11 protein-coding genes are annotated in these 19,682 nt (G+C 70.2%); 4 read left to right on the forward strand and 7 right to left on the reverse strand.

The window, feature by feature from the left end; all coding sequences use genetic code 11:
* Positions 1–64 precede the first annotated feature (64 nt).
* The 4 genes from ACV530_RS11340 to ACV530_RS11355 all read right to left on the reverse strand — a co-directional run bounded on the left by ACV530_RS11340 (position 65) and on the right by ACV530_RS11355 (position 4,872).
* A complete protein-coding gene (locus tag ACV530_RS11340; protein ID WP_494332228.1) occupies positions 65–2,602 on the reverse strand; it encodes an FtsX-like permease family protein in 2,538 nt (845 codons plus the stop codon).
* Complete coding sequence (locus ACV530_RS11345; RefSeq protein ID WP_494332229.1) at positions 2,599–3,411, reverse strand: ABC transporter ATP-binding protein; 813 nt, start codon at positions 3,409–3,411, stop codon at positions 2,599–2,601. The genes ACV530_RS11340 and ACV530_RS11345 overlap by 4 nt, the downstream gene beginning before the upstream one ends.
* 112 nt (positions 3,412–3,523) lie before the next feature.
* The gene (locus ACV530_RS11350) at positions 3,524–4,264 is read right to left on the reverse strand and encodes a DUF4328 domain-containing protein (protein WP_494332230.1); all 741 of its coding nucleotides are present in this window, start codon (positions 4,262–4,264) and stop codon (positions 3,524–3,526) included.
* A 137-nt stretch (positions 4,265–4,401) separates the two neighbouring features.
* Positions 4,402–4,872 (reverse strand): GNAT family N-acetyltransferase, encoded by a 471-nt coding sequence (locus ACV530_RS11355; protein WP_494332231.1) that lies wholly within the window; start codon positions 4,870–4,872, stop codon positions 4,402–4,404.
* A gap of 112 nt (positions 4,873–4,984) precedes the next feature.
* On the opposite strand from ACV530_RS11355, the gene ACV530_RS11360 reads away from it, so the two are divergent.
* Entirely contained in the window at positions 4,985–6,418 is a 1,434-nt protein-coding gene (locus tag ACV530_RS11360; protein ID WP_494332232.1) for an alkaline phosphatase family protein, read from the forward strand.
* 6 nt (positions 6,419–6,424) lie between these two features.
* Here the strand turns inward: ACV530_RS11360 and ACV530_RS11365 are convergent, their stop codons facing one another.
* The 3 genes from ACV530_RS11365 to thrS form a co-directional block, all read right to left on the reverse strand.
* A complete protein-coding gene (locus ACV530_RS11365) occupies positions 6,425–7,183 on the reverse strand; it encodes a bestrophin-like domain (RefSeq protein WP_494332233.1) in 759 nt (252 codons plus the stop codon).
* Between the two features lie 203 nt (positions 7,184–7,386).
* Positions 7,387–7,764 carry a YybH family protein gene (locus ACV530_RS11370; protein ID WP_494332234.1) on the reverse strand — a complete coding sequence of 126 codons (378 nt, stop codon included), beginning with the start codon at positions 7,762–7,764 and terminating at the stop codon, positions 7,387–7,389.
* Positions 7,765–7,779: 15 nt separating this feature from the next.
* Positions 7,780–9,036, reverse strand: coding sequence for a threonine--tRNA ligase (gene thrS, locus ACV530_RS11375; RefSeq protein WP_494332235.1), 1,257 nt, complete (start codon positions 9,034–9,036; stop codon positions 7,780–7,782).
* Positions 9,037–9,690: 654 nt separating this feature from the next.
* Here thrS and ACV530_RS11380 point away from each other — a divergent pair.
* The 3 genes from ACV530_RS11380 (at position 9,691) to ACV530_RS11390 (ending at position 19,651) form a co-directional block, all read left to right on the forward strand.
* On the forward strand, positions 9,691–18,051 hold the full coding sequence (locus ACV530_RS11380; RefSeq protein WP_494332236.1) for a non-ribosomal peptide synthetase: 8,361 nt from the start codon (positions 9,691–9,693) through the stop codon (positions 18,049–18,051).
* Between the two features lie 3 nt (positions 18,052–18,054).
* On the forward strand, positions 18,055–18,279 hold the full coding sequence (locus tag ACV530_RS11385) for an MbtH family protein (protein WP_494332237.1): 225 nt from the start codon (positions 18,055–18,057) through the stop codon (positions 18,277–18,279).
* 265 nt (positions 18,280–18,544) lie between these two features.
* Positions 18,545–19,651 (forward strand): methyltransferase, encoded by a 1,107-nt coding sequence (locus ACV530_RS11390; protein ID WP_494332238.1) that lies wholly within the window; start codon positions 18,545–18,547, stop codon positions 19,649–19,651.
* Positions 19,652–19,682 lie beyond the last annotated feature (31 nt).

The raw sequence follows: 19,682 nt of genomic DNA on the forward strand, positions 1-19,682 counted from the left end.
GTGCACCAGGCTGCTGCCGCCGTACCGGAAGCGACAACTTTCGTTGCTGTATCGGCAACTCGGGTCACTGCCGTTCCGCCCCCGCGGCCAGGGGGCCGCGCCGCAGCAGGGCCCGGGTCGGGAGCCCCGTGGCGGCGAGGGCGAGCAGTACGGTCGCGGCCGCGAGCGGCAGGGCCGTGCCGGCCGGGATGTACGGGTCGGCGCCCGTGATGCCGCGGGTGATCGGCACCAGCGTCGTCCAGGCGATGGCGCCGCCCACGAGGAGTCCGGTGGTGACGACGAGCAGTGCCTCCCAGCGCATCATGCCGCGCACCTGGCGGCGCGTGGTGCCGGACAGGCGCAGCAGCGCGACCTCGCGGCGGCGGTCGAGCACGGTCATGACCAGGGTGTTGGCCGCGGCGACGGCGGCGAAGCCGCCGAGGACGGCCGCCATCACGTTGTTGGCCCAGGCGTTGAGCTCCTGGTTGCGGTCGGCCTGCGCGGCGAAGCCGGCGGCGTCCGTGACCCGGGTGCCGGGGGTGCCCAGTGCCTGGAGGCGGCGGGCGACGTCGGCGCGGTCGGCGCCGGGGGCATCGCGGACCAGGACCTGGGAGTCGAGGGCGGTGGAGGAGTGGGCGGCGACGGCGGCCCGGGGGAGCAGGATCTCGCCGAGGCCCAGGCCCCGTTCGTAGGTGGCGACCAGCTTCGGCCGGACCGACGTGCCGTCGCCGAGCCAGAGTTGGACGGTGTCGCCCGGCTTGACGTGCATACCGCGGGCGAGGGAGGCGTCGAGGGCGACCGTGCCGGTGCCGAGAGCGCCGAGGGAGCCGCTTGTGACGCCGAGGTCGAGCACCCGGGGCAGCTCGGCCGGGTCGCCGGAGACGCCGAGGGCGGTCGCGGGCAGCAGGACGCCGCTGGTGCGGTGGACCGCACCGGTGCGCAGGACACCGACGGCGGCCTCCACGCCGGGGACACGGGCGGCCCGGTCCGCGACGGCGGCCGGCAGGCCCGGGCCGTCGGGGGCCAGGACATGGTCGGCGACGATGCCGGTGCGGACATGGTCGTCGGCGACATGCCGGATGGTGCTCTGCAGGAAGACGAGCGTGCCGCAGAAGGCCGTCACCATGGCGATCGGGGTGATGGCGGAGGCCAACCGGTGCGCGTGCGCCCGGGTGTTGTCGGCGGCCAGCGAACCGGACGCGCCCGCGGAGCGCAGCGGCAGACCCAGCACGGTGGTGCACAGCCATGCCAGCGGCGGGCCGAGCAGGGCGACGGCCACCAGGAAGCACATGACCACGCCGAGCGCCGTGTTGGCCGCGTTGTCACCGCTCTGTCCGTTGGCGACACCGGCGAGGACGACGCCGCCGACCGCGGCGGCCAGGCCGAGGGCGGTACGGATGATGCCGGGACGGCGGCGTTCGACGGCGGCCTCGCCCAGCGCGAGGCTGGGACGGAGCTTGGCGGGGCGGCGGGCGGCGACGTAGCCGGCGATCAGCGCGGACACCAGGGTGGTGCCGATCGCCACCACCATCGGCACGACACCGATGTCGAGGGACACCTGCCCGGGGACGGCCCCGCGGTCGACGAGCTGGTCGAACCACCAGGAGGCCAGGGCCAGTCCGGGCAGGATGCCCAGGGCACCGGCGACGGGGGCCACGATCATCGCCTCGGTGGCGACGGTGCGGCGGATCTGCCGCGGGGTGGCACCGATGGCCCGGAGCAGGGCGAACTCGCGGGAACGCTGGCCGGTGGCAAGGGCGATGGTGCCCATGACGACGAAGACGGCCGTCATGACGGCGATGCCGCCGAAGGAACCGCCGAGCCCGGTGAGGACCGACTTCGCCTCGGTCAGCGCCGGCTCCTCGGCCCGTCCACGGGCGTCCCCGGTCAGGACCTGTGCCTTGTCGTCGACGGCCTGGCGGACCTCGTGGGCGAGGGCGGTGCCGGACGTGCCGGGGCGGGCCCGTACGGCGATCGCGTCCGCCGAACCCGGGTGGCCGGAGATCCGGTCCGCCGTGCGGTCGGCGAACCAGACGGCCGCACCGCCCTTGCCCGCCGGGGCGAGGCCCGAGACGCGGTAGGCGGCGATGCCGCCGGGGGCGACGAGCGAGACGCTGTCACCGGTGGCCAGGTGCGCGGCACGGGCGGAGGCGGCGTCGAGGACGACCTCGCCGGAGCGCGGGGCGCGGCCCTCGGCCAGGGCCGCGGTGCCGGAGGCGGTGTCGAGGCCGACGGTGGCGTAGGACCGTCCGGTCCAGGTCCCGTCCTTGGACGCGGTGCCCGACTGGACGGGGAAAGAGGGATCGGGCACGGCCGACGCCACGCCCGGCCGGGACGCTATCTTCGCGGCCAGCGCGGCGTCGACGCGGGGGCGGTCGGGCAGCGCGGCGTCGACGGTGTACCGGCCGTCGCCCTTGCCCGCGGTGATACGGACATGGGTGTCCCCGGCGACCACCACGGGGGTGTGCTCGTAACGCACGGGCGTGACGTGCGCGGTGACCCCGGTCTGCAGCAGAACACCACAGGCGGTGATGATCGCGGAGCTGAACAGCAGCGCGACGAGACTGCCCGCGAACGAGGCGGGGCGGAAGCGCACGGACGCCCGTGCGAGGCCGTTCATCATGCCGTCGCCCCCGCGTAACGGCCGCCGTGCGCGGCGGACTTGGCGGTCAGCACGACCATCCGGTCGGCCACGGTCTGCGGATCGGGCCGCAACAGCTCGTCGGCGAGAAGGCCGTCGGCGAGGAAGAGCACCCGGTCGGCGTGCGAGGCGGCCACCGGGTCGTGGGTGACCATGACGACCGTCGCGCCGAGCGCGTCGACCGCCCTGCGCAGCAGGCCGAGGACCTCCTGGGCGGAACGGGTGTCCAGCGCGCCGGTCGGCTCGTCGGCGAACACCACCTCGGGCCGGGTGATCAACGCCCGTGCGATGGCGACCCGTTGCTGCTGTCCGCCGGAGAGCTGGCCGGGACGGCGCCTGCCGTACCCGTCCAGCCCGACCTCGGCCAGCAACTCCTGCGCCCGCCGCCGGTCCTGGCGCTCCCCGGCGAGACGCTGCGGGAGCAGGACGTTCTGCAGCACGGTCAGCGAGGGCAGCAGGTTGAACGACTGGAAGACGAAGCCGACGCGGCTGCGCCGCAGCTTGGTCAGCCGGTCCTCGTTCAGCCCGGTGATCTCCTGGCCGCCCAGCAGCACCTGCCCCGCGTTCGGCCGGTCGAGCCCGGCGGCGCACTGCAGGAACGTGCTCTTGCCCGACCCGGACGGACCCATCACCGCCGTGAAGCTGCCGCGCGGCAGGGCGAGATCCACACCCCGCAGGGCGTGGACGGCGCCGTCACCGCGGCCGTAGGAGCGCCGTACAGCGCGTAGCTCGACCGAGGGGCCGTGCCCCGGGTACTGCTGGGTGGGTTCGGGGCCGCCGCGCGCCGCCATGGTGTTGCCTTCCTTTGTCCGTCGTGGTGCTTACAACGGTAGAAAAGACCAGGTCAACGGACCATGGAGGCAGCCGGGCAGTGTGGGGTGGGGTTTTCCCCACCCGCCACGCTCAGATCGCGTAGGGCGCCGGGTTCGGTGCGACGGGCCCCTGGTGCGCCTTCTCGTTCTGGAGGGCGGTGAGTCTGCGTACGAACAGTGCCGCGAGGACGGCGGCCGCGATGTCGACGACATCGGAGACGATCAGCACGCCGGTGGCGCGCCGGATCTCCTCGAAGGTATGGGCCCGGTCGTACATCCGCTCGCCCGCGCGGCTCAGGCACAGGGTGGCGATCCACAGGCCCCACCACCAGTTCATGACCGCGCGCGAGGCGTGGCGGAGGGAGCCGTCCGGCTCGTACGGCAGGCTCGCGTCCCAGATGTCGTTGGCGATCTTCTTCGGGAACCAGAAGTTCACCACCGGCACGATCCAGCCCCAGACCGTCCAGCCCCGGCGCATCCGGTGCCCGTCCGGCCGGAAGACCTCCGCGTTGGTCCGCACGCGGTGGAACCACACGATGAAGACGACGGCGGCGGCGATCAGTGCGAGCGCCTGCGCGATTCCGGCGATCGCCTGGAGCAGGTCGGCCCGGTCGGCGTCGCTCTGCGCCACGGTGCCGATGCCGTTGTCGATCCCCACGCTCGTCAGGCTGATCATGTTGAACCCGGCGAAGAGCGAGAAGACGTCGGTCAGGGCGCAGAGCCCCAGCAGTATGACGACGGCCCGCGCGAGCCCTTCGGGGGAGGACAGTCGCGGAGCGGGGGCGTACGGCTGGGGGTGGGGGTACGCGTGGGGATACGCAGGCGGTGGCATCGGCGGGATTCCTGCCCCTTCGCATGCGGCGCAACGCCCCGAAGCGCTCACGGCCGGCGCCGTCCGGCAGTTTGAACACAGCATGAAATGACCCCTTTTGAAATGGTTTAGGCGTGTGGTGTGTGCGATGCACCGGATCAGTGACGCGTATGGGGCCCATGGGGTTGTACGGCCACTGCCAGCCGGGGCAGCGTTCGTCCGGGGATGGAACCGGAGGGGGAGGAGCCGATGCGCGTGGCACCCATGGCCAGGTAGAAGGCCTCGGCGAAGGGGTCGGAGTCGATGGTGAGACGGGTGAAGCCATTGCCGTCCGCGGTGGCGACGGCGTGCTCGAAGAGGCGTCGGCCGACCCCTTGCCCTATGGCGTCCGGCTCGATGAACAGCATGCTCAGTTCGCCTTCCGGCGGGCTGCCGTCCAGCATGACGAAACCCAGGATCCTGCCGTCCGCCTCGGCGACGGCGGTTGTCTCGATCATCGAGGCCGAGAGGGTCAGCTCGGCCCGGCAGGCTGCCATGAAGGCGTCGTCGTAGCCCCAGTACGCCTTGGACCGGAGTGCCAGATCGCTCAGGGTCCCGGCTTCGTGCGTCTGCGCGGCTCTGATCAGCATGGCCTCGGTCTATAGGGCCGTACCCGTCGCCGCAACGGATTTCCGTGAGTGTTCGCTCCGTTACGGGAGTGCGGTAGAGTGCTGCGCCCAACTCCTGTGGCGGGAGCACGACATGCGCGAAGCGGATCTGTCGGCACTTCCCGGAACCCTGCGGAAGGCTCTTGCGGAGCCGGCCCGCACGTTGGACTCGCTCGACCGGATCGAGCACGTCATCTTCCTGATGCAGGAGAACCGGTCGTTCGACCACTACTTCGGCTCCCTGCAAGGCGTCCGCGGATTCGACGACCCCGACGCCATCACCCTGTCCACCGGGCGCTCGGTGTTCCACCAGCCGGACCCGCAGCACCCCGACGGCTATCTGCTGCCCTTCCACAACGACACGACGACCACCAACGCCGCGCGATACCACGGCACTAGCCACTCATGGCCCTCGCAGCACCGGTCCTGGAACAACGGCCGCATGGACAACTGGGTGCCCACGCACCGCGCCGCGGACGGGCCGGTCAAAGGCCCCTTCACCATGGGCTATTACACGCGCGACGACCTGCCGTTCCATTACGCGCTCGCCGACGCCTTCACGGTCTGCGACCGTTTCTTCTGCTCGGTGTTCGGCCCCACCCATCCCAACCGCGTCATGGCGATCAGCGGCACCATCGACCCCGACGGCCGACTCGGCGGCCCGGTCGTGGACAACCACTCCACGGGGTTCCGGTGGACCACGTACCCCGAGCGGTTGCAGGCAGCCGGCATCAGCTGGCGGTACTGCACCGCCAACCCGCTGGACACCGACATCGGCTGGTTCAAGGCGTACCAGGACGCCCGGCCGGGCGACGCGCTGTACGACAACGCCATGGTGCCGATGTCGCCGTCGGACGTCGCCGATGTCATCCGCAGAGACGAACTGCCCTCGGTCACATGGCTGGACGCGCAGTACCTGCCCTCCGTCTACGGGCTGCACGAGGCCGCCGAAGCACCCGAAAACCTTCCCGCGGGCGGCGCCGAGTACATCTACACCGTTCTCGACGCCTTGGGTTCGCGCCCCGATGTCTGGGCCAGGACCGTCTTCGTCATCAACTACGACGAGAACGACGGCCTGTTCGACCACGTACCGCCGCCGACCCCGCCCCCGGGGACGCCCGGGGAGTGGGTCACCGTCTCGCCGCTGCCCTCCGGTGCGGAGGGGATCGCCGGGCCCGTCGGGCTGGGCCTGCGTGTCCCGGCGCTGGTGATCTCGCCCTGGAGCCGCGGGGGGTGGGTGTGCGGCGAGACCTTCGACCACACCTCGACGCTGAAGTTCCTCGAACGGCGCTTCGGTGTGGCCGAACCCAACATCAGCGCCTGGCGCCGTCGGACGGTCGGAGACCTGACGTCGGCACTGCGTCTGTGCGACGCCGACCCGTCCTTCCCCGAACTGCCGGACCCGGCACCGCTCTACGCGCGCGAGGAGCAGGAGGCGGCCACGCTTCCTCCGCCTACCGTGCCGGTCGACCAGCGCATGCCGCACCAGGAACCCGGCTGCCGGCCGCACACGCCGCACGCGTCCTAGCGGCGGTCAGCGGGTGGGCGGGAGCCGGGCGAGGAAGACCTCGAAGGCGGTCGGTTCGACCTTGTTGACCCCGGAGAACGGGAAGTCCATCTCCTTGATGGCGATCAGCGAGAACGCGATGATGCAGGTGAGGGAGAGCACCATCGCCAGATGGGCCCAGGTGTTGGAGAGGCCGAAGAGGAAGGCGAAGCCCACGGTGAGCACCGCTCCGCCGAGCAGGGCGATCCACAACAGGGTGGGCACCACGTCCTCGATCTCGTTCAGGCGGGCCCGGCGCATGCTGGCCAGCGTCTCCGCATCGGCGACCGCATGGTCGTAGATGACCTGTTGCTGGGCGTCGGCGGGCTTGTAGGAGAGGACGGAGTCCCGGATCCCGTACATCAGGTCGGTGGCCTCCGGATCGCTCTTGTGGTCGCGCAGCATGGGCCACTCTTTGTCGATCACGGCATGCGCGTAGCGCAGCGTCTGCTGTTCCAGTTTGGCCCCCTGGGGGAGGGGCATCTGCCGGGACATCCAGTAGACCCCCGCCAGGGAATCGGCCTCCTTGAAGGTGCTGGCCTTGGCCGCGTCGGTGTTCTCCCAGACGGTGACGACCACGAACGCCAGCAGTACGGCGTACAGGACGCCGACGACGGCGTAGATGAAGCCCGCCACGTCGTTGTGGGGCTCACGCTTCGTGTGCGGTACGTGGCGGCTGAGCAGAAAGGTCACGGCGGAGACCAGGATCAGCGATCCGGCGAGTATGGCCAGGTCGACCCAGTTCACGGCTGGTTGCCTCCGAGGGCGTTGGCGCGATCACGGCTCGAACGGTGCGACGGAGCGGCCGACTTGGCATCGGCACCGGACCAAGTTCGCCCACCCCGGAGGGTGATGAACAGCGACTCCCGCCCACTTCCCCCGTAAGCGTGAAGAGACGGCGGCAAACCCGGTATTGCGTCCGGCCGGACGCAATACCGGGCTCGACTCTCTCAGCGGGCGCCCGCCGGGTTGGCGTCCTCGCCGAGGTACGTGCCGTATCCCTCGGCGACCAGCGGGCCGTCGAAGACCAGCACCTCGTTGACCAGACCGCCCTTCTGGTTGCGGTAGTTGATGACCAGACAGCCCACGCCGGCGTAGCTGCCGACCACCTCGAACCGAAGGTCGGGGATGCGCCGCAGGCCCTCGGCCCAATAGGCCCGCAGCGCGTCCTTGCCGCGTATGACCCCGTCGCCGCCGAGCAGTTGTGCCGCCACCGGCGACCGGAACGTCACGTCGTCGGTGAAGTGCGCCAGCACGGCTTCCACGTCGTGCGCGTTCCACGCCTTCGCCCAGGAGTCGGCGAATGCCTGTGCAGTTTCATGATCCATCCACGCATTATGCCGTTATGAGCAGCTTTCGCTCTCCCACAAGTCGGTGCTGTGGGCGCCGACGAGAGCGCCGATGCGGGTGAGGACGTAGCCCGCGGGCTGCGGAGGGAGGCGGCGTCCGTCGCGCAGCCGCAAGGAGACGAGGTCGTCGGCGGCTTCCTTCGCGCCGACGACGGCCTGGTACGGAACCAGGCGGGCCTCCCGGACGCGTGCGCCCAGAGTGCCGCGCTCCGGTCCGGCGATCTCGGCGCGCAGCCCGCGGTCGAGGCAACGGCGGGCGAGCGCCTCGGCGTTCGGCAGCTCGCTGTCCGAGACCGGGAGGATCACCAGCTGGGTGGGGGCGAGCCAGGCGGGGAAGGCGCCGCCGTGCTGCTCGACGAGATGGGCGACGGCCCGTTCCACGCTGCCGATGACGCTGCGGTGGACCATGACGGGACGGTGCTTCGCGCCGTCCGGGCCGATGTAGTGCAGGTCGAACCGCTCGGGCTGGTGCAGGTCGACCTGGACGGTGGACAGGGTGGACTCGCGGCCGGCGCTGTCGGCGACCTGGACGTCGATCTTGGGTCCGTAGAACGCCGCCTCGCCCTCGGCCGCCTCGTACGGCAGCCCCGAGCTGTCGAGTACCTCGGTCAGCAGGGCGGTGGAACGCTCCCACAACTCGGGCGCGGCAACGTACTTGCCGCCCGAGCCCGGCAGGGAGAGCCGGAAGCGGGCCGGGTTGATGCCCAGCGCCCGGTACGCCCGGCGGATCATCTCCAGGGCGCTTCGGGCTTCCTCGGCCACCTGGTCCATGGTGCAGAAGATGTGCCCGTCGTTGAGCTGGATGGCCCGTACGCGGGTCAGCCCGCCGAGCACGCCCGACAGCTCCGAGCGGTACATGCCGCCCAGCTCGGCCATGCGCAGGGGCAGTTCGCGGTAGCTGTGGGAGCGGGAGCGGTAGATCAGCGCGTGGTGCGGGCACATGCTCGGCCGCAGAACGACCTGTTCATCGCCCAGGTCCATGGGCGGGAACATGTCGTCGCTGTAATGCGACCAGTGCCCGGAGAGCTCGTACAGCTCGCGCTTGCCGAGCACGGGGGAGTACACATGCCGGTAGCCCGCGCGGCGTTCCTCGTCGCGGATGTACTCCTCCAGGGCATGGCGCACGGTCGCGCCGTCGGGCAGCCAGTACGGCAGCCCCGCGCCGATCAGCGGGTCGGTGTCGAACAGGCCCAGTTCGCGGCCGAGTTTGCGGTGGTCGTGCACGGCGGTCACGGCGTTCATGGCGTTCATGGCGGTCTCCTCGCGGGTGGCGGAGCGAGTGACCGGACCACGACGAAGCCCCGGGGCACTCGCCCCGGGGCTTCGGATCAGATCAGGTCGTCTGTCAGCGCGCCGGGACACTCTCCGGCGTCGTCGTGATCATGGCAGCGCGCTTCATGCGGGGAACCGTAGCAGAGGCCTCGCGGTGCGGTCGCGTCGTTATCGCTTCCCCTCGATGACCTCCGTCGGCCCGCCTTGGCCTGCGGGAACTCCTTTTCTGTCCGATTCTCGACTCCCTGACCGCGGGTAACTCACGTAGCGTCTGCGCGCGTCAGGAGAGGAAACCGAACGACCGGACGGGGGAGATTGTGTTCACTGGGGGCGCTGGGTGATGCCTGGGCAAGGCTGTCAGGGATCAGAATGCCAACGCCACGGATCCCCGGGCGGGTTCGCGTACACAACGTCCTCTCCGTGAAGCAGACGCGGGATGTCGGCTCCGCCACCGGGCGGGCCCCTTGCGTCTGAATGCTTCCGTGACCCCTTCCCCTTCACGAACCGGTGTGGAAAGCAGTCGCCCGCGCTGATGCCCGCTCCCATGGGATGCCGCAGGGTGCGGTGCGCCTTCACACCTTCGTACTGAATCGCTGCCGTTGAGACGGCGCGAGTTTTCCAGAAAGGCTCGAAATGACTTCGTCCGGCGTGCGCGCTGCCCGCCTGCCCTTGTCGGCGGCGCAACGCGAAGTGTGGCTGGCGCAGCAACTGGCGCCCACAAGCCTGCGCTACCGGGTCGCGGAATACCTGGACATCGCTGGTGCGATCGACACCGCGTTATTCGAAACGGCTCTGCGTGGTGCCGTCGAGGAGGCCGAGTTCCTTCGCGTGCGGTTCTTCGAGGAGGACGGGGAGAGTTGGCAGGTCGTCGAACCTTGCGCCGACTGGCATTTCACGGTCCTGGACCTCAGCGGCGAAGCGGATCCGCGTGCTGCCGCCGAGGCGTGGATGCAGGCCGAGACGGAACGGCCGATGGATCTGGGGCGCGACACTCTGTTCTCGTTCGCCCTTCTCCAGGTCGGCCCGCAGCGGTTCCTCTGGTACCAGGGCTACCACCACATCGCTGTGGACGGGTTCAGCCTGGCGCTCTTCGCGCAGAGGGTGGCCGAGTCGTACACCGCCCACGCCGCCGGATCCCGGGTCGCGGGCACCCCCCTTGCCCCCCTGAGCGCTCTGCTGGACCAGGACGCGGCGTACCGGTCCTCGGAGCAGTACGCCGGGGACCGGCAGTACTGGATGGAGCGCCTGGCCGACCACCCCGAACCGCCGCGGCTGGCCAACCGCCCGATCCGTCCGGCAAGCGCCCGGATCCGCCACTCGGCAGTTCTGCCCCGGGAGACGGAAGCGCGGTTGCGGGAGGCGGCGGACAAGGCCGGCGTCCGCATGGCAGCCGTCGTGATCGCTGCCGCGGCCGCCTTGACACACCGCCTGACCGGAGCGCCCGAGGTCGTGCTGGCTCTGCCCGTGTCGGCCCGGCCCGGCAGCGCCCTGCGCAGGATTCCCGGTATGGCCTCCAACGTGCTGCCTCTGCGCCTCGAGGTGTCTCCGCACACCACGCTCCGGGACTTGACGAGGGAGGCGGCAGGCGAGATCCGGCGCATTCTGCCGCACCAGCAGTACCGGATCGAGGACATGGTCCGGGACCTGGGTCGTCCCGGTGACGCTCATGAACTGACCGGGCCGCAGGTCAACTTCATGTCCTTTCCGTACGACCTGCACTTCGCCGGGCACCCGGCCACCGTCAGGAATGTGTCGACCGGGTTGTTCGAGGACCTGGGCATCAATGTGTTCGACCACGGCGGGGCCATTCTCATCACGCTCGACGCCAATCCCGATGTGTATGACGAAGACGAACTCGCCGCCCATTGCCGGCGGTTGTGCGTGTTGATCGAGAGCCTGATCAGCACCCCGGACCTGCCCGTGGGCGGGGTCGATGTGCTCAGTGCCGAGGAGCGGCAGGGGGTGTTGTCGGCCGGGTCGGGTGTGGTGCGTGATGTGCCGCGGGCGGTGTTGCCGGAGTTGTTCGAGGCGCAGGTTGTGCGTGATGGTTCGGCTGTTGCGGTGGTGTGCGGCGATGAGTCGTTGACGTATGCCGAGCTGGATGGTGCTGCCAATCGTCTGGCGCGGTTGTTGGTGGAGCATGAGGTGGGGCCGGACGGGTTGGTGGCGTTGGCTCTGCCGCGTACGCCCGAGCTGGTGGTCGCGATCCTGGCTGTGCTGAAGGCGGGGGCGGCGTATCTGCCGCTGGATGTGGATTATCCGTCCGAGCGGCTCGTCTTCATGGTCGGTGACGCCCGGCCCGCTCTCCTCCTGACCGTCGACGAACTCGCGGACAAGCTCCCCGGGTTCGATGTTCACCGGGTGGTGCTGGACGATCCGCTGACGGTCAAGCGGCTGGCCGACCTGTCCGGTGCCGTGGTGGCGGACGAGGAGCGGGTGGCACCCCTGCTTCCCGCGCACCCTGCCTATGTGATCTACACCTCCGGCTCGACCGGTACCCCCAAGGGCGTCGTGGTCACTCACGCCGGACTGCCCCACCTCGCCGGCGCACAGATCGAGCGCTTCGGCGTGAAGGCCGACAGCCGGGTGCTCCAGTTCGCCTCCACCAGCTTCGACGCCGCCGTATCCGAGATATGCATGACGCTGCTCTCGGGAGCGAAGCTGATTCTGGCCTCGCGTGACCAACTGCTGCCGGGGGAGCCGCTCGCGGACACCTGCACCGCGTTCGGCGTCACGCACGCCACCTTTCCGCCGAGCTCGCTGGCGGCGGTGACGCCCGGCAGCCTCCCCTCCGGGATGACCTTGATCGTCGCCGGTGAGGCATGCCCGGCCGCGCTGGTCGACACCTGGGCGCCGGATCACAGGATGATCAACGCCTACGGTCCCAGCGAGACCACCGTGTGCGCGTCCATGACCGACGCCCTCATACCCGGTTCCGGCGCACCCACGATCGGCCGTCCCAACCCCAACACCCGCGTCCACCTCCTCGACTCGAGCCTGCAGCCCGTTCCTCCGGGAGTGGCGGGTGAGCTCTATGTCGCCGGACCCGGGCTCGCGCGCGGCTATCTCGGCCGGCCCGGTCTCACTGCCTCGCGTTTCGTCGCCAATCCCTTTGCCGCCGGCGGCGAGCGCATGTACCGCACCGGTGACATGGCCCGCTGGCGCGACGACGGCCGGCTCGAGTACCTCGGCCGTAGTGACGACCAGGTCAAGATCCGCGGCTTCCGTATCGAACCCGGTGAGATCGAGTCCGTCCTCGCCGCCGCCCCCGGCGTCGCGCAAGCCGCGGTTGTCGTACGCGAGGACCAGCCCGGCAACCACCGGCTCGTCGGCTACATCACCCCCGCCACAGACATGCCCGAACTGGCGGCTTCGGTGCGTAACTTCGCCGCCGAGCGGCTGCCGCGGCACATGGTCCCGGCGGCCGTGGTGGTGCTTCCCGAGCTGCCGGTGACCGGCAGCGGAAAGCTCGACCGGCGTGCCCTGCCCGCCCCCGAACCGGCGGCCGGGACCTCGCGGCGTCCGCTCACTCCCGCCGAACAAGTCCTGTGCGATCTCTACGCAGATGTCCTGGGTGTCCCCGAGGTCGGTGCCGAGGACGACTTCTTCGACCTGGGCGGACACTCCCTGCTGGCCACCCGGCTGATCTCCCGGATCCGCACCACCCTCGGGGCGGAACTGCAACTGCGCACCCTCTTCCAGGCCCGCACACCGGCCCGGCTCGCCGAGGAACTCCACCGGACCCACGAAGCACGCCCCGCGCTGGTGCCGCAGGCGCGTCCGTCGCAGTTGCCGCTGTCGTTCGCCCAACAGCGGTTGTGGTTCCTGCACAAACTGGAAGGTCCGTCGGCCACTTACAACATTCCGCTGGCCGCCCGGCTCTCCGGCGAACTGGACGTCGACGCGCTCCGTGCGGCGCTGGCGGACGTGGTCGAACGCCACGAAGCCCTGCGCACCGTCTTCACCGAGGTGGGCGGCGTACCCTGCCAGCGCGTTCTCGAGGGCGCGGATGCCGTCCCGCCGCTGACCGAGGTGAAGCTGAGCGAAGCGGAGCTCGACAGCGCGGTGGCCACTGCGGCGGTTCACCCCTTCGACCTCGCCGGCGAGCTGCCGATACGGGCAACTCTGTTCACGCTGGACAGCGGCGACGATCACGTCCTGATGCTGGTGGTCCACCACATCGCCGCCGACGGCTGGTCGATGCGCCCGCTGTGGCGTGACCTGTCCGCCGCCTACGGCGCCCGCCGTGACAGCCGAACTCCGGACTGGGCGCCACTGCCGGTGCAGTACGCGGACTACACACTGTGGCAGCGCGAGCTCCTCGGGGAAGCCTCGGATCCGGACGGCCTCTGGACGAAGCAGGTGGCCTACTGGAAGGAGGCGCTGGCGGATCTGCCGGAACGCATCGAATTGCCGGCCGATCGCCCTCGCCCGGCACAGGCCTCCTACCGCGGGCAGATGGTCTCCTTCCAGTGGGACGCCGAACTCCACACCGCTCTGGCGGAGTTGGCCCGAACCTGCCAGGCCAGTGAGTTCATGGTCGTCCAGGCCGCGTTGGCGGCGCTGCTCTCCCGGATGGGAGCGGGCTCCGATGTCCCCGTGGGCATCGGCATCGCCGGCCGCCTGGACCAGGCCGCGGAGAGTCTGGTCGGGTTCTTCGTCAACACCCTGGTCCTGCGAGTGGACACCTCCGGCTGGCCCAGCTTCCGGGAACTGGTGGGCCGCGTACGGGAGAAGAGCCTTCAGGCCTACGCCCACCAGGACATCCCCTTCGAGAGCCTGGTCGATGTCCTCAACCCTGCTCGCACCCTCGCCCACCAACCGCTGTTCCAAGTCGCGTTCGCCTGGCAGAACGTGCCGCAGGGAGAGCTGTCCCTGCCCGGTCTGGAGACCACGGTCAGGCCGGTGTTCACCGGTACGGCCAAGGTCGACCTCTCCTTCCACCTGACCGAGCAGCACACCGCCGACCGGGTGCCGTCGGGTGTCGAGGGCTTCGTCGAGTTCAGCACCGACATCTTCGACGCGGCCACGATCGAGGCGTTGGTGGTCCGCCTGCGGTTGCTGCTGGAAGCGGCCGTGGCCGATCCCGACCGGTCTGTGGGCGGGGTGGATGTGCTCAGTGCCGAGGAGCGGGAGGGGGTGTTGTCGGCTGGTGCGGGTGTGGTGCGTGATGTGCCGCGGGCTGTGCTGCCGGAGTTGTTCGAGGAGCAGGTGTCGCGTGATGGTTCGGCTGTTGCGGTGGTGTGCGGCGATGAGTCGTTGACGTATGCCGAGCTGGATGGTGCTGCCAATCGTCTGGCGCGGTTGTTGGTGGAGCATGGTGTGGGGCCGGATCGTCTGGTGGGGCTGGCTCTGCCGCGTACGCCCGTGCTGGTGGTCGCGATCCTGGCGGTGCTGAAGGCGGGGGCGGCATATCTGCCGCTGGATGTGGACTATCCGTCCGAGCGGCTCGTCTTCATGGTCGGTGACGCCCGGCCCGCTCTCCTCCTGACCGTCGACGAACTGAGCGGCAGGCTCCCCGAGTTCGGCGTTCGCCGGGTGGTGATGGATGATCCGCTGACTGCCAAGCGGCTGGCCGACCTGTCCGATGCCGTGGTGACGGACGAGGAGCGGTTGGCACCCCTGCTTCCCGCACATCCCGCCTATGTGATCTACACCTCCGGCTCGACCGGCACCCCCAAGGGCGTTGTGGTCACTCACGCCGGACTGCCCCACCTCGCCGCCGCGGAGACCGAACGCTGGGGAGTGGGGCCCGGGAGCCGGGTGCTGCAGTTCGCCTCCACCAGCTTCGACGCCGCCGTGTGGGAATTGCTGGTGCTGTTGTCCGGCGCGAGCCTGGTTCTGGCCTCGCGTGACCGGTTGCTGCCGGGGGAGCCGCTCGCGGACACCTGTTGCGCGTTCGGCATCACCCACGCCATGTTGACGCCGAGCTCGCTGGCGGCGGTGACGCCGGGCAGCCTCCCCACCGGGACCTCCCTGGTCGTCGGTGCCGAAGCGTGCCCGCCCGGTCTGGTCGACGCCTGGGCACCGGGCCACAGGATGATCAACGCCTACGGTCCCACCGAAGCCACCGTGTCCGTGACCATATCCGACCCCCTCGTCCCCGGTTCCGGTACGCCCGCGATCGGCCGCCCCAACCCCAACACCCGCGTCTACGTCCTCGATTCGGGCCTCCAGCCCGTACCCCCCGGGGCGGCGGGCGAGCTGTACATCGCCGGACCCGGGCTCGCGCGCGGCTATCTCGGCCGTCCGGGCCTGACCGCCCAACGCTTTGTCGCCAATCCCTTTGCCGGTGACGGCGAGCGCATGTACCGCACCGGTGACATGGCCCGCTGGCGCGACGACGGTCAGCTCGAGTACCTCGGCCGTAGCGATGACCAGGTCAAGATCCGCGGCTTCCGTATCGAGCCGGGCGAGATCGCATCCACCCTAGCTGCCCACCCCGGGGTCGCGCAGGCCGCGGTTGTCGTACGCGAGGACCAGCCCGGCAACCACCGGCTCGTCGGCTACGTCACCCCCACCGCCCCCACGGCAGACGCCGACAACCCGCACAGCACGGAACACGTCGACGAGTGGCGGGACATCTACAACTCGGTCTACGGACAGGAACCCGATGCCGTCCCGCTGGGGGAGGATTTCTCCGGGTGGAACAGCAGTTATGACGGCGGGCCCATCCCGCTGGACCACATGCGTGAGTGGCGGCAGGGCACCATTGAGCGCATCAGTGCACTCGAGCCGCAACGGATTCTGGAGATCGGCGTGGGCAGCGGGCTGCTCTTCGCCCATCTGGCACCGCACTGCGAGACCTACTGGGGTACGGACATTTCCTCCGCGGTGATCGAGCGCCTCGGCCGGCAGATCTCCGGCCGGCCCGACTTGGCCGACCGGGTGCATCTGCACTGCCGGGCCGCCGACGACTTCAGCGGTCTGCCCGCCGGCTTCTTCGACACGATCGTCGTGAACTCGGTGATCCAGTACTTCCCGCACGCCGACTATCTGGCCGAGGTACTGGGCTCGGCGATCGAGCTTCTCGCCCCGGGCGGCCGGATCTTCGTCGGCGACGTACGCAATCTGCGGCTGGCCCGCTACCTGCGCACGGCGGCTCAGCTCCACCGCACGACCGCCACCGCGCAACCGGCCGACGTGCGCCGGGCAGCCGAGCACGATCTGCTCTTCGAGAAGGAACTGCTCATCGCGCCGGAGTTCTTCACCGGCCTGCGCTCACAGCTGCCCGCTGTCGCTGCCGTGGACATCCGTCTCAAGCGGGGCCGGAACCACAACGAACTCACCCGGCACCGCTACGACGCCATCCTCCACAAGAGCCCCGAAACCCCGGTTCCCGCCGTCCCGGCCCAGGAGCCCATGACGTGCCTGGCCTGGGGCGGAGAGCTGGGCAGCACAGAGGAGTTGAAGGACTTCCTGGCAACCCGGCGCCCCGCCGGACTGCGCATATCCGCCGTCCCCAATGCGCGGATCGCCGGTGAAGCGGCCGCATGGCGCGCGGTCCACGCCGCTCATCCGGTGGCGGAAGCACAGCGCGAACTCAACAGCTCCGAGCACCCGGGAAGCGTCGACCCCGAGACGGTGCACCAGTTGGGCGAAGAACTCGGCTACCGCACCATCACGACCTGGTCCGCCGAAGCCGACCACTTCGACGCCGTGTTCCTCGATCCTGACCACCCGGCCGGCGGAATACCCGTCGAGGCCTACCAGCCGACGGTCGTCCCCGGTGCTGCCCTCACCAACCACCCCTCGGCCACACAGCAGTTGGCGGCACTGGCGGCTTCGGTGCGCGACTTCGCCGCCGAGCAACTGCCCCAGCACATGGTCCCGGCGGCCGTGGTGGTGCTCCCCGAACTGCCCGTGACCGTCAGCGGAAAGCTCGACCGACGGGCGTTGCCCGCCCCCGAACCGGCGGCCGGTATGTCACGGCCTCCGCTCACCCCCGGTGAACAAGTCCTCTGCGACCTGTACGCACAGGTCCTGGGCGTCCCCGAGGTCGGTGCCGAGGACGACTTCTTCGACCTGGGCGGGCACTCGCTGCTGGCCACCCGGCTGATCTCCCGGATCCGCGCCACCCTCGGGGCGGAACTCCAACTGCGCACCCTCTTCCAGGCCCCCACACCGGCCCAACTCTCCAAGGAACTCAACCAGACCCAGGAAGCACGCCCCGCACTGGACACCCTGCTGCCCCTGCGCGAGCGCGGCAGCCGCCCCCCGCTGTTCTGCGTACATCCGGCCAGTGGGATCAGCTGGCCCTACGCGGGACTGCTGAGCCACCTCGGCCAGGACCGTCCGCTGTACGCCTTGCAGGCACGGAGGCTGATGGACCCGCAGGCTCTTCCCGCGACCCTGGAGGAGATGGCGGCCGACTACGTGCGTCTTCTGCGCACCGTCCAGCCGTCCGGCCCCTACCACCTGCTCGGCTGGTCCTTCGGCGGCATGGTGGCGCACGCCATGGCCACCCGGCTCCGGCAGGAGGGGGAGGAGATGGCGCTGCTGGTCATGCTCGACACCTATGTCCGTGCCGAGGAATCCGTGCCGGGAGTGCCCGAGGGCGGTGAGCAGCAGATCTTCGGACTCCTGCTCGACGCGGCCGGCTATCGCCGCGAAGACCTCGAGGGGAAGGACCTCACGCGCGACGTCGTGGCGGACCTTCTGCGCCGGACCAATCTCCTCCCCCCGGAGATCCTGGAGGACAGTGCCCTGACCGGCATGATCGACGCCTACAGCCACAACATCGGCCTGCAACGGAAGTTCACGCCGGAGCGGTTCGACGGCGATCTGCTGCTGTTCACCGCGGCATCGTCCGACACGGGCCCGGCCGTCACCGCGAAGGACTGGGAGCCGTATGTGGCCGGCACGGTCACCGCGCACCCGATCGTCGGCGAACACCACCATCTGATGCGGCCTCAGTCCCTGAGCCACATCGGACCGATCCTGCGTGCAGCGCTCGACCAGACCACCCAGAACTCTTCCACTCCCAGGAGCTGAACCATGAGCAACCCCTTCGACAACGAAAGCGGCACCTACGTCGTCCTCGCCAATGAGGAGGGACAACACTCCTTGTGGCCCGCTTTCGCCGAGACCCCCGGCGGCTGGAGCATCGTCCACCCGGAAGGGTCCCGTCAGTCCTGCCTCGCCTACATCGAGGAGCACTGGACCGATCAGCGGCCCAAGAGCCTGGCCGAGGCCATGAACGGCGCTGCCACCGGCTCGTGATGAGGTGATCCCCGGCGGCCGCCGACGGCTTGTGGAAGCGTCGGCGGCCCCCGCTTGTCCGGGGAATGATCCGTGGTGTAAACCTCGTACATCACCTCCTTTCAAAGGACTGTTCGTGACGCTTGGCATGGTTCTCGGCTGATTACGCCTCTCGCGCTTCGACGCGGGAGCGTGGTTTCGCATGCCCTGACGCACGCACCTTTTTCTTCTCCCTCGTCGAAGTGCTCTCCGTGCCCCTGCACGTTCACATCACGAGGAGAGCGTCGTGTCCACGACGTCGATACCGCATGAGCCCGAAGCCCGCTGGCACTCCGAGAACGGAACCCCCATGCCCCGCCGGGTCGTTGTCGCCGACGACCGGATGACGGCGGCCACCGCCCACCGCATGGCCTGCGAGGGCACCGCGTTGCTGTGGCGGGGCGACTTCCACAATGCCCGGCAGCTGCTGCTAGCCATGGGCCGCCGCATCGACCGCAAGCCCCCGCGGCCTGGTAGCAGTCCCGCCGAGACCTTCCACCTGCACCGCAGGGCGCGGGCGCACCGTGCGCGGGTGCTCGGCATGGTGCTCGTACGGCTGGAGGAGGACCACACCCTGGCGCTGCGCAGGGCGCCCGATGTCCGTCGTGCGTGCGCGGAGGCGTACGGTCCGCCGCGTCACGCCACCGTGGTCTCGCTCAGGGAGCTGCTCGGGGTGATCGGGGCGCGGCAGTGGCGTGACAAGGGGGTCCAAGTGCCCGCTCTGCGGGCCCGGATACACCCGCACTACGGGGTGTTCTCCCCGGTCCGGGGCGAGTACGTGGACCTGGTGGCGAAGGCGCCGCTGCCCGTGGTCCACCGCACGGCGTTCGACCTCGGTACGGGGACCGGCGTGCTGGCCGCCGTTCTGGCCCGGCGGGGAGTCGGCCGGGTGGTGGCCACCGACATCAACTCACGGGCCCGTGCGTGCGCCCGCGAGAACGCCCGGCGGCTGGGGTTCGGCGGAAGGATCGACGTGGCGGCGGGACCGGGGCTGTTCCCCGAAGGCCGCGCCGAGCTTGTGGTGTGCAACCCGCCCTGGCTGCCCGCCCGTCCGGCCTCCGGCCTCGAGCAGGGTGTCTACGATCCGGGCGGCGCGATGCTGTACGGGTTCCTGGACGGGCTCGCGGGCCATCTGCTGCCGGGCGGCGAAGGGTGGCTGATCCTCTCGGACTTGGCCGAGCACCTCGGGCTCAGAGCGCGCGGCGAGCTGGCGTCCGCCATCGAGGCGGCGGGCCTGCGCGTCGTGGACAGGATCGGCGTCAGGCCCAGGCACCCGAGGGCGGGCGACATCACCGACCCCTTTCACGTCGCCCGGGCCGCCGAGGTCACCTCGCTGTGGCGGCTGAGCCCGTGAAAGACGCTTCCCTCGGCACGCGGACTGCGCC

The organism is Streptomyces sp. SX-6 (genome assembly GCF_059089585.1).

Bases quoted from the DNA above. Each gene is read 5' to 3' on its own strand.
- ACV530_RS11340 (WP_494332228.1), bottom strand. From the start codon at position 2,602: ATGATGAACGGCCTCGCACGGGCGTCCGTGCGCTTCCGCCCCGCCTCG.
- ACV530_RS11345 (WP_494332229.1), bottom strand. From the start codon at position 3,411: ATGGCGGCGCGCGGCGGCCCCGAACCCACCCAGCAGTACCCGGGGCAC.
- ACV530_RS11350 (WP_494332230.1), bottom strand. From the start codon at position 4,264: ATGCCACCGCCTGCGTATCCCCACGCGTACCCCCACCCCCAGCCGTAC.
- ACV530_RS11355 (WP_494332231.1), bottom strand. From the start codon at position 4,872: ATGCTGATCAGAGCCGCGCAGACGCACGAAGCCGGGACCCTGAGCGAT.
- ACV530_RS11360 (WP_494332232.1), top strand. From the start codon at position 4,985: ATGCGCGAAGCGGATCTGTCGGCACTTCCCGGAACCCTGCGGAAGGCT.
- ACV530_RS11370 (WP_494332234.1), bottom strand. From the start codon at position 7,764: ATGGATCATGAAACTGCACAGGCATTCGCCGACTCCTGGGCGAAGGCG.
- thrS (WP_494332235.1), bottom strand. From the start codon at position 9,036: ATGAACGCCATGAACGCCGTGACCGCCGTGCACGACCACCGCAAACTC.
- ACV530_RS11380 (WP_494332236.1), top strand. From the start codon at position 9,691: ATGACTTCGTCCGGCGTGCGCGCTGCCCGCCTGCCCTTGTCGGCGGCG.
- ACV530_RS11385 (WP_494332237.1), top strand. From the start codon at position 18,055: ATGAGCAACCCCTTCGACAACGAAAGCGGCACCTACGTCGTCCTCGCC.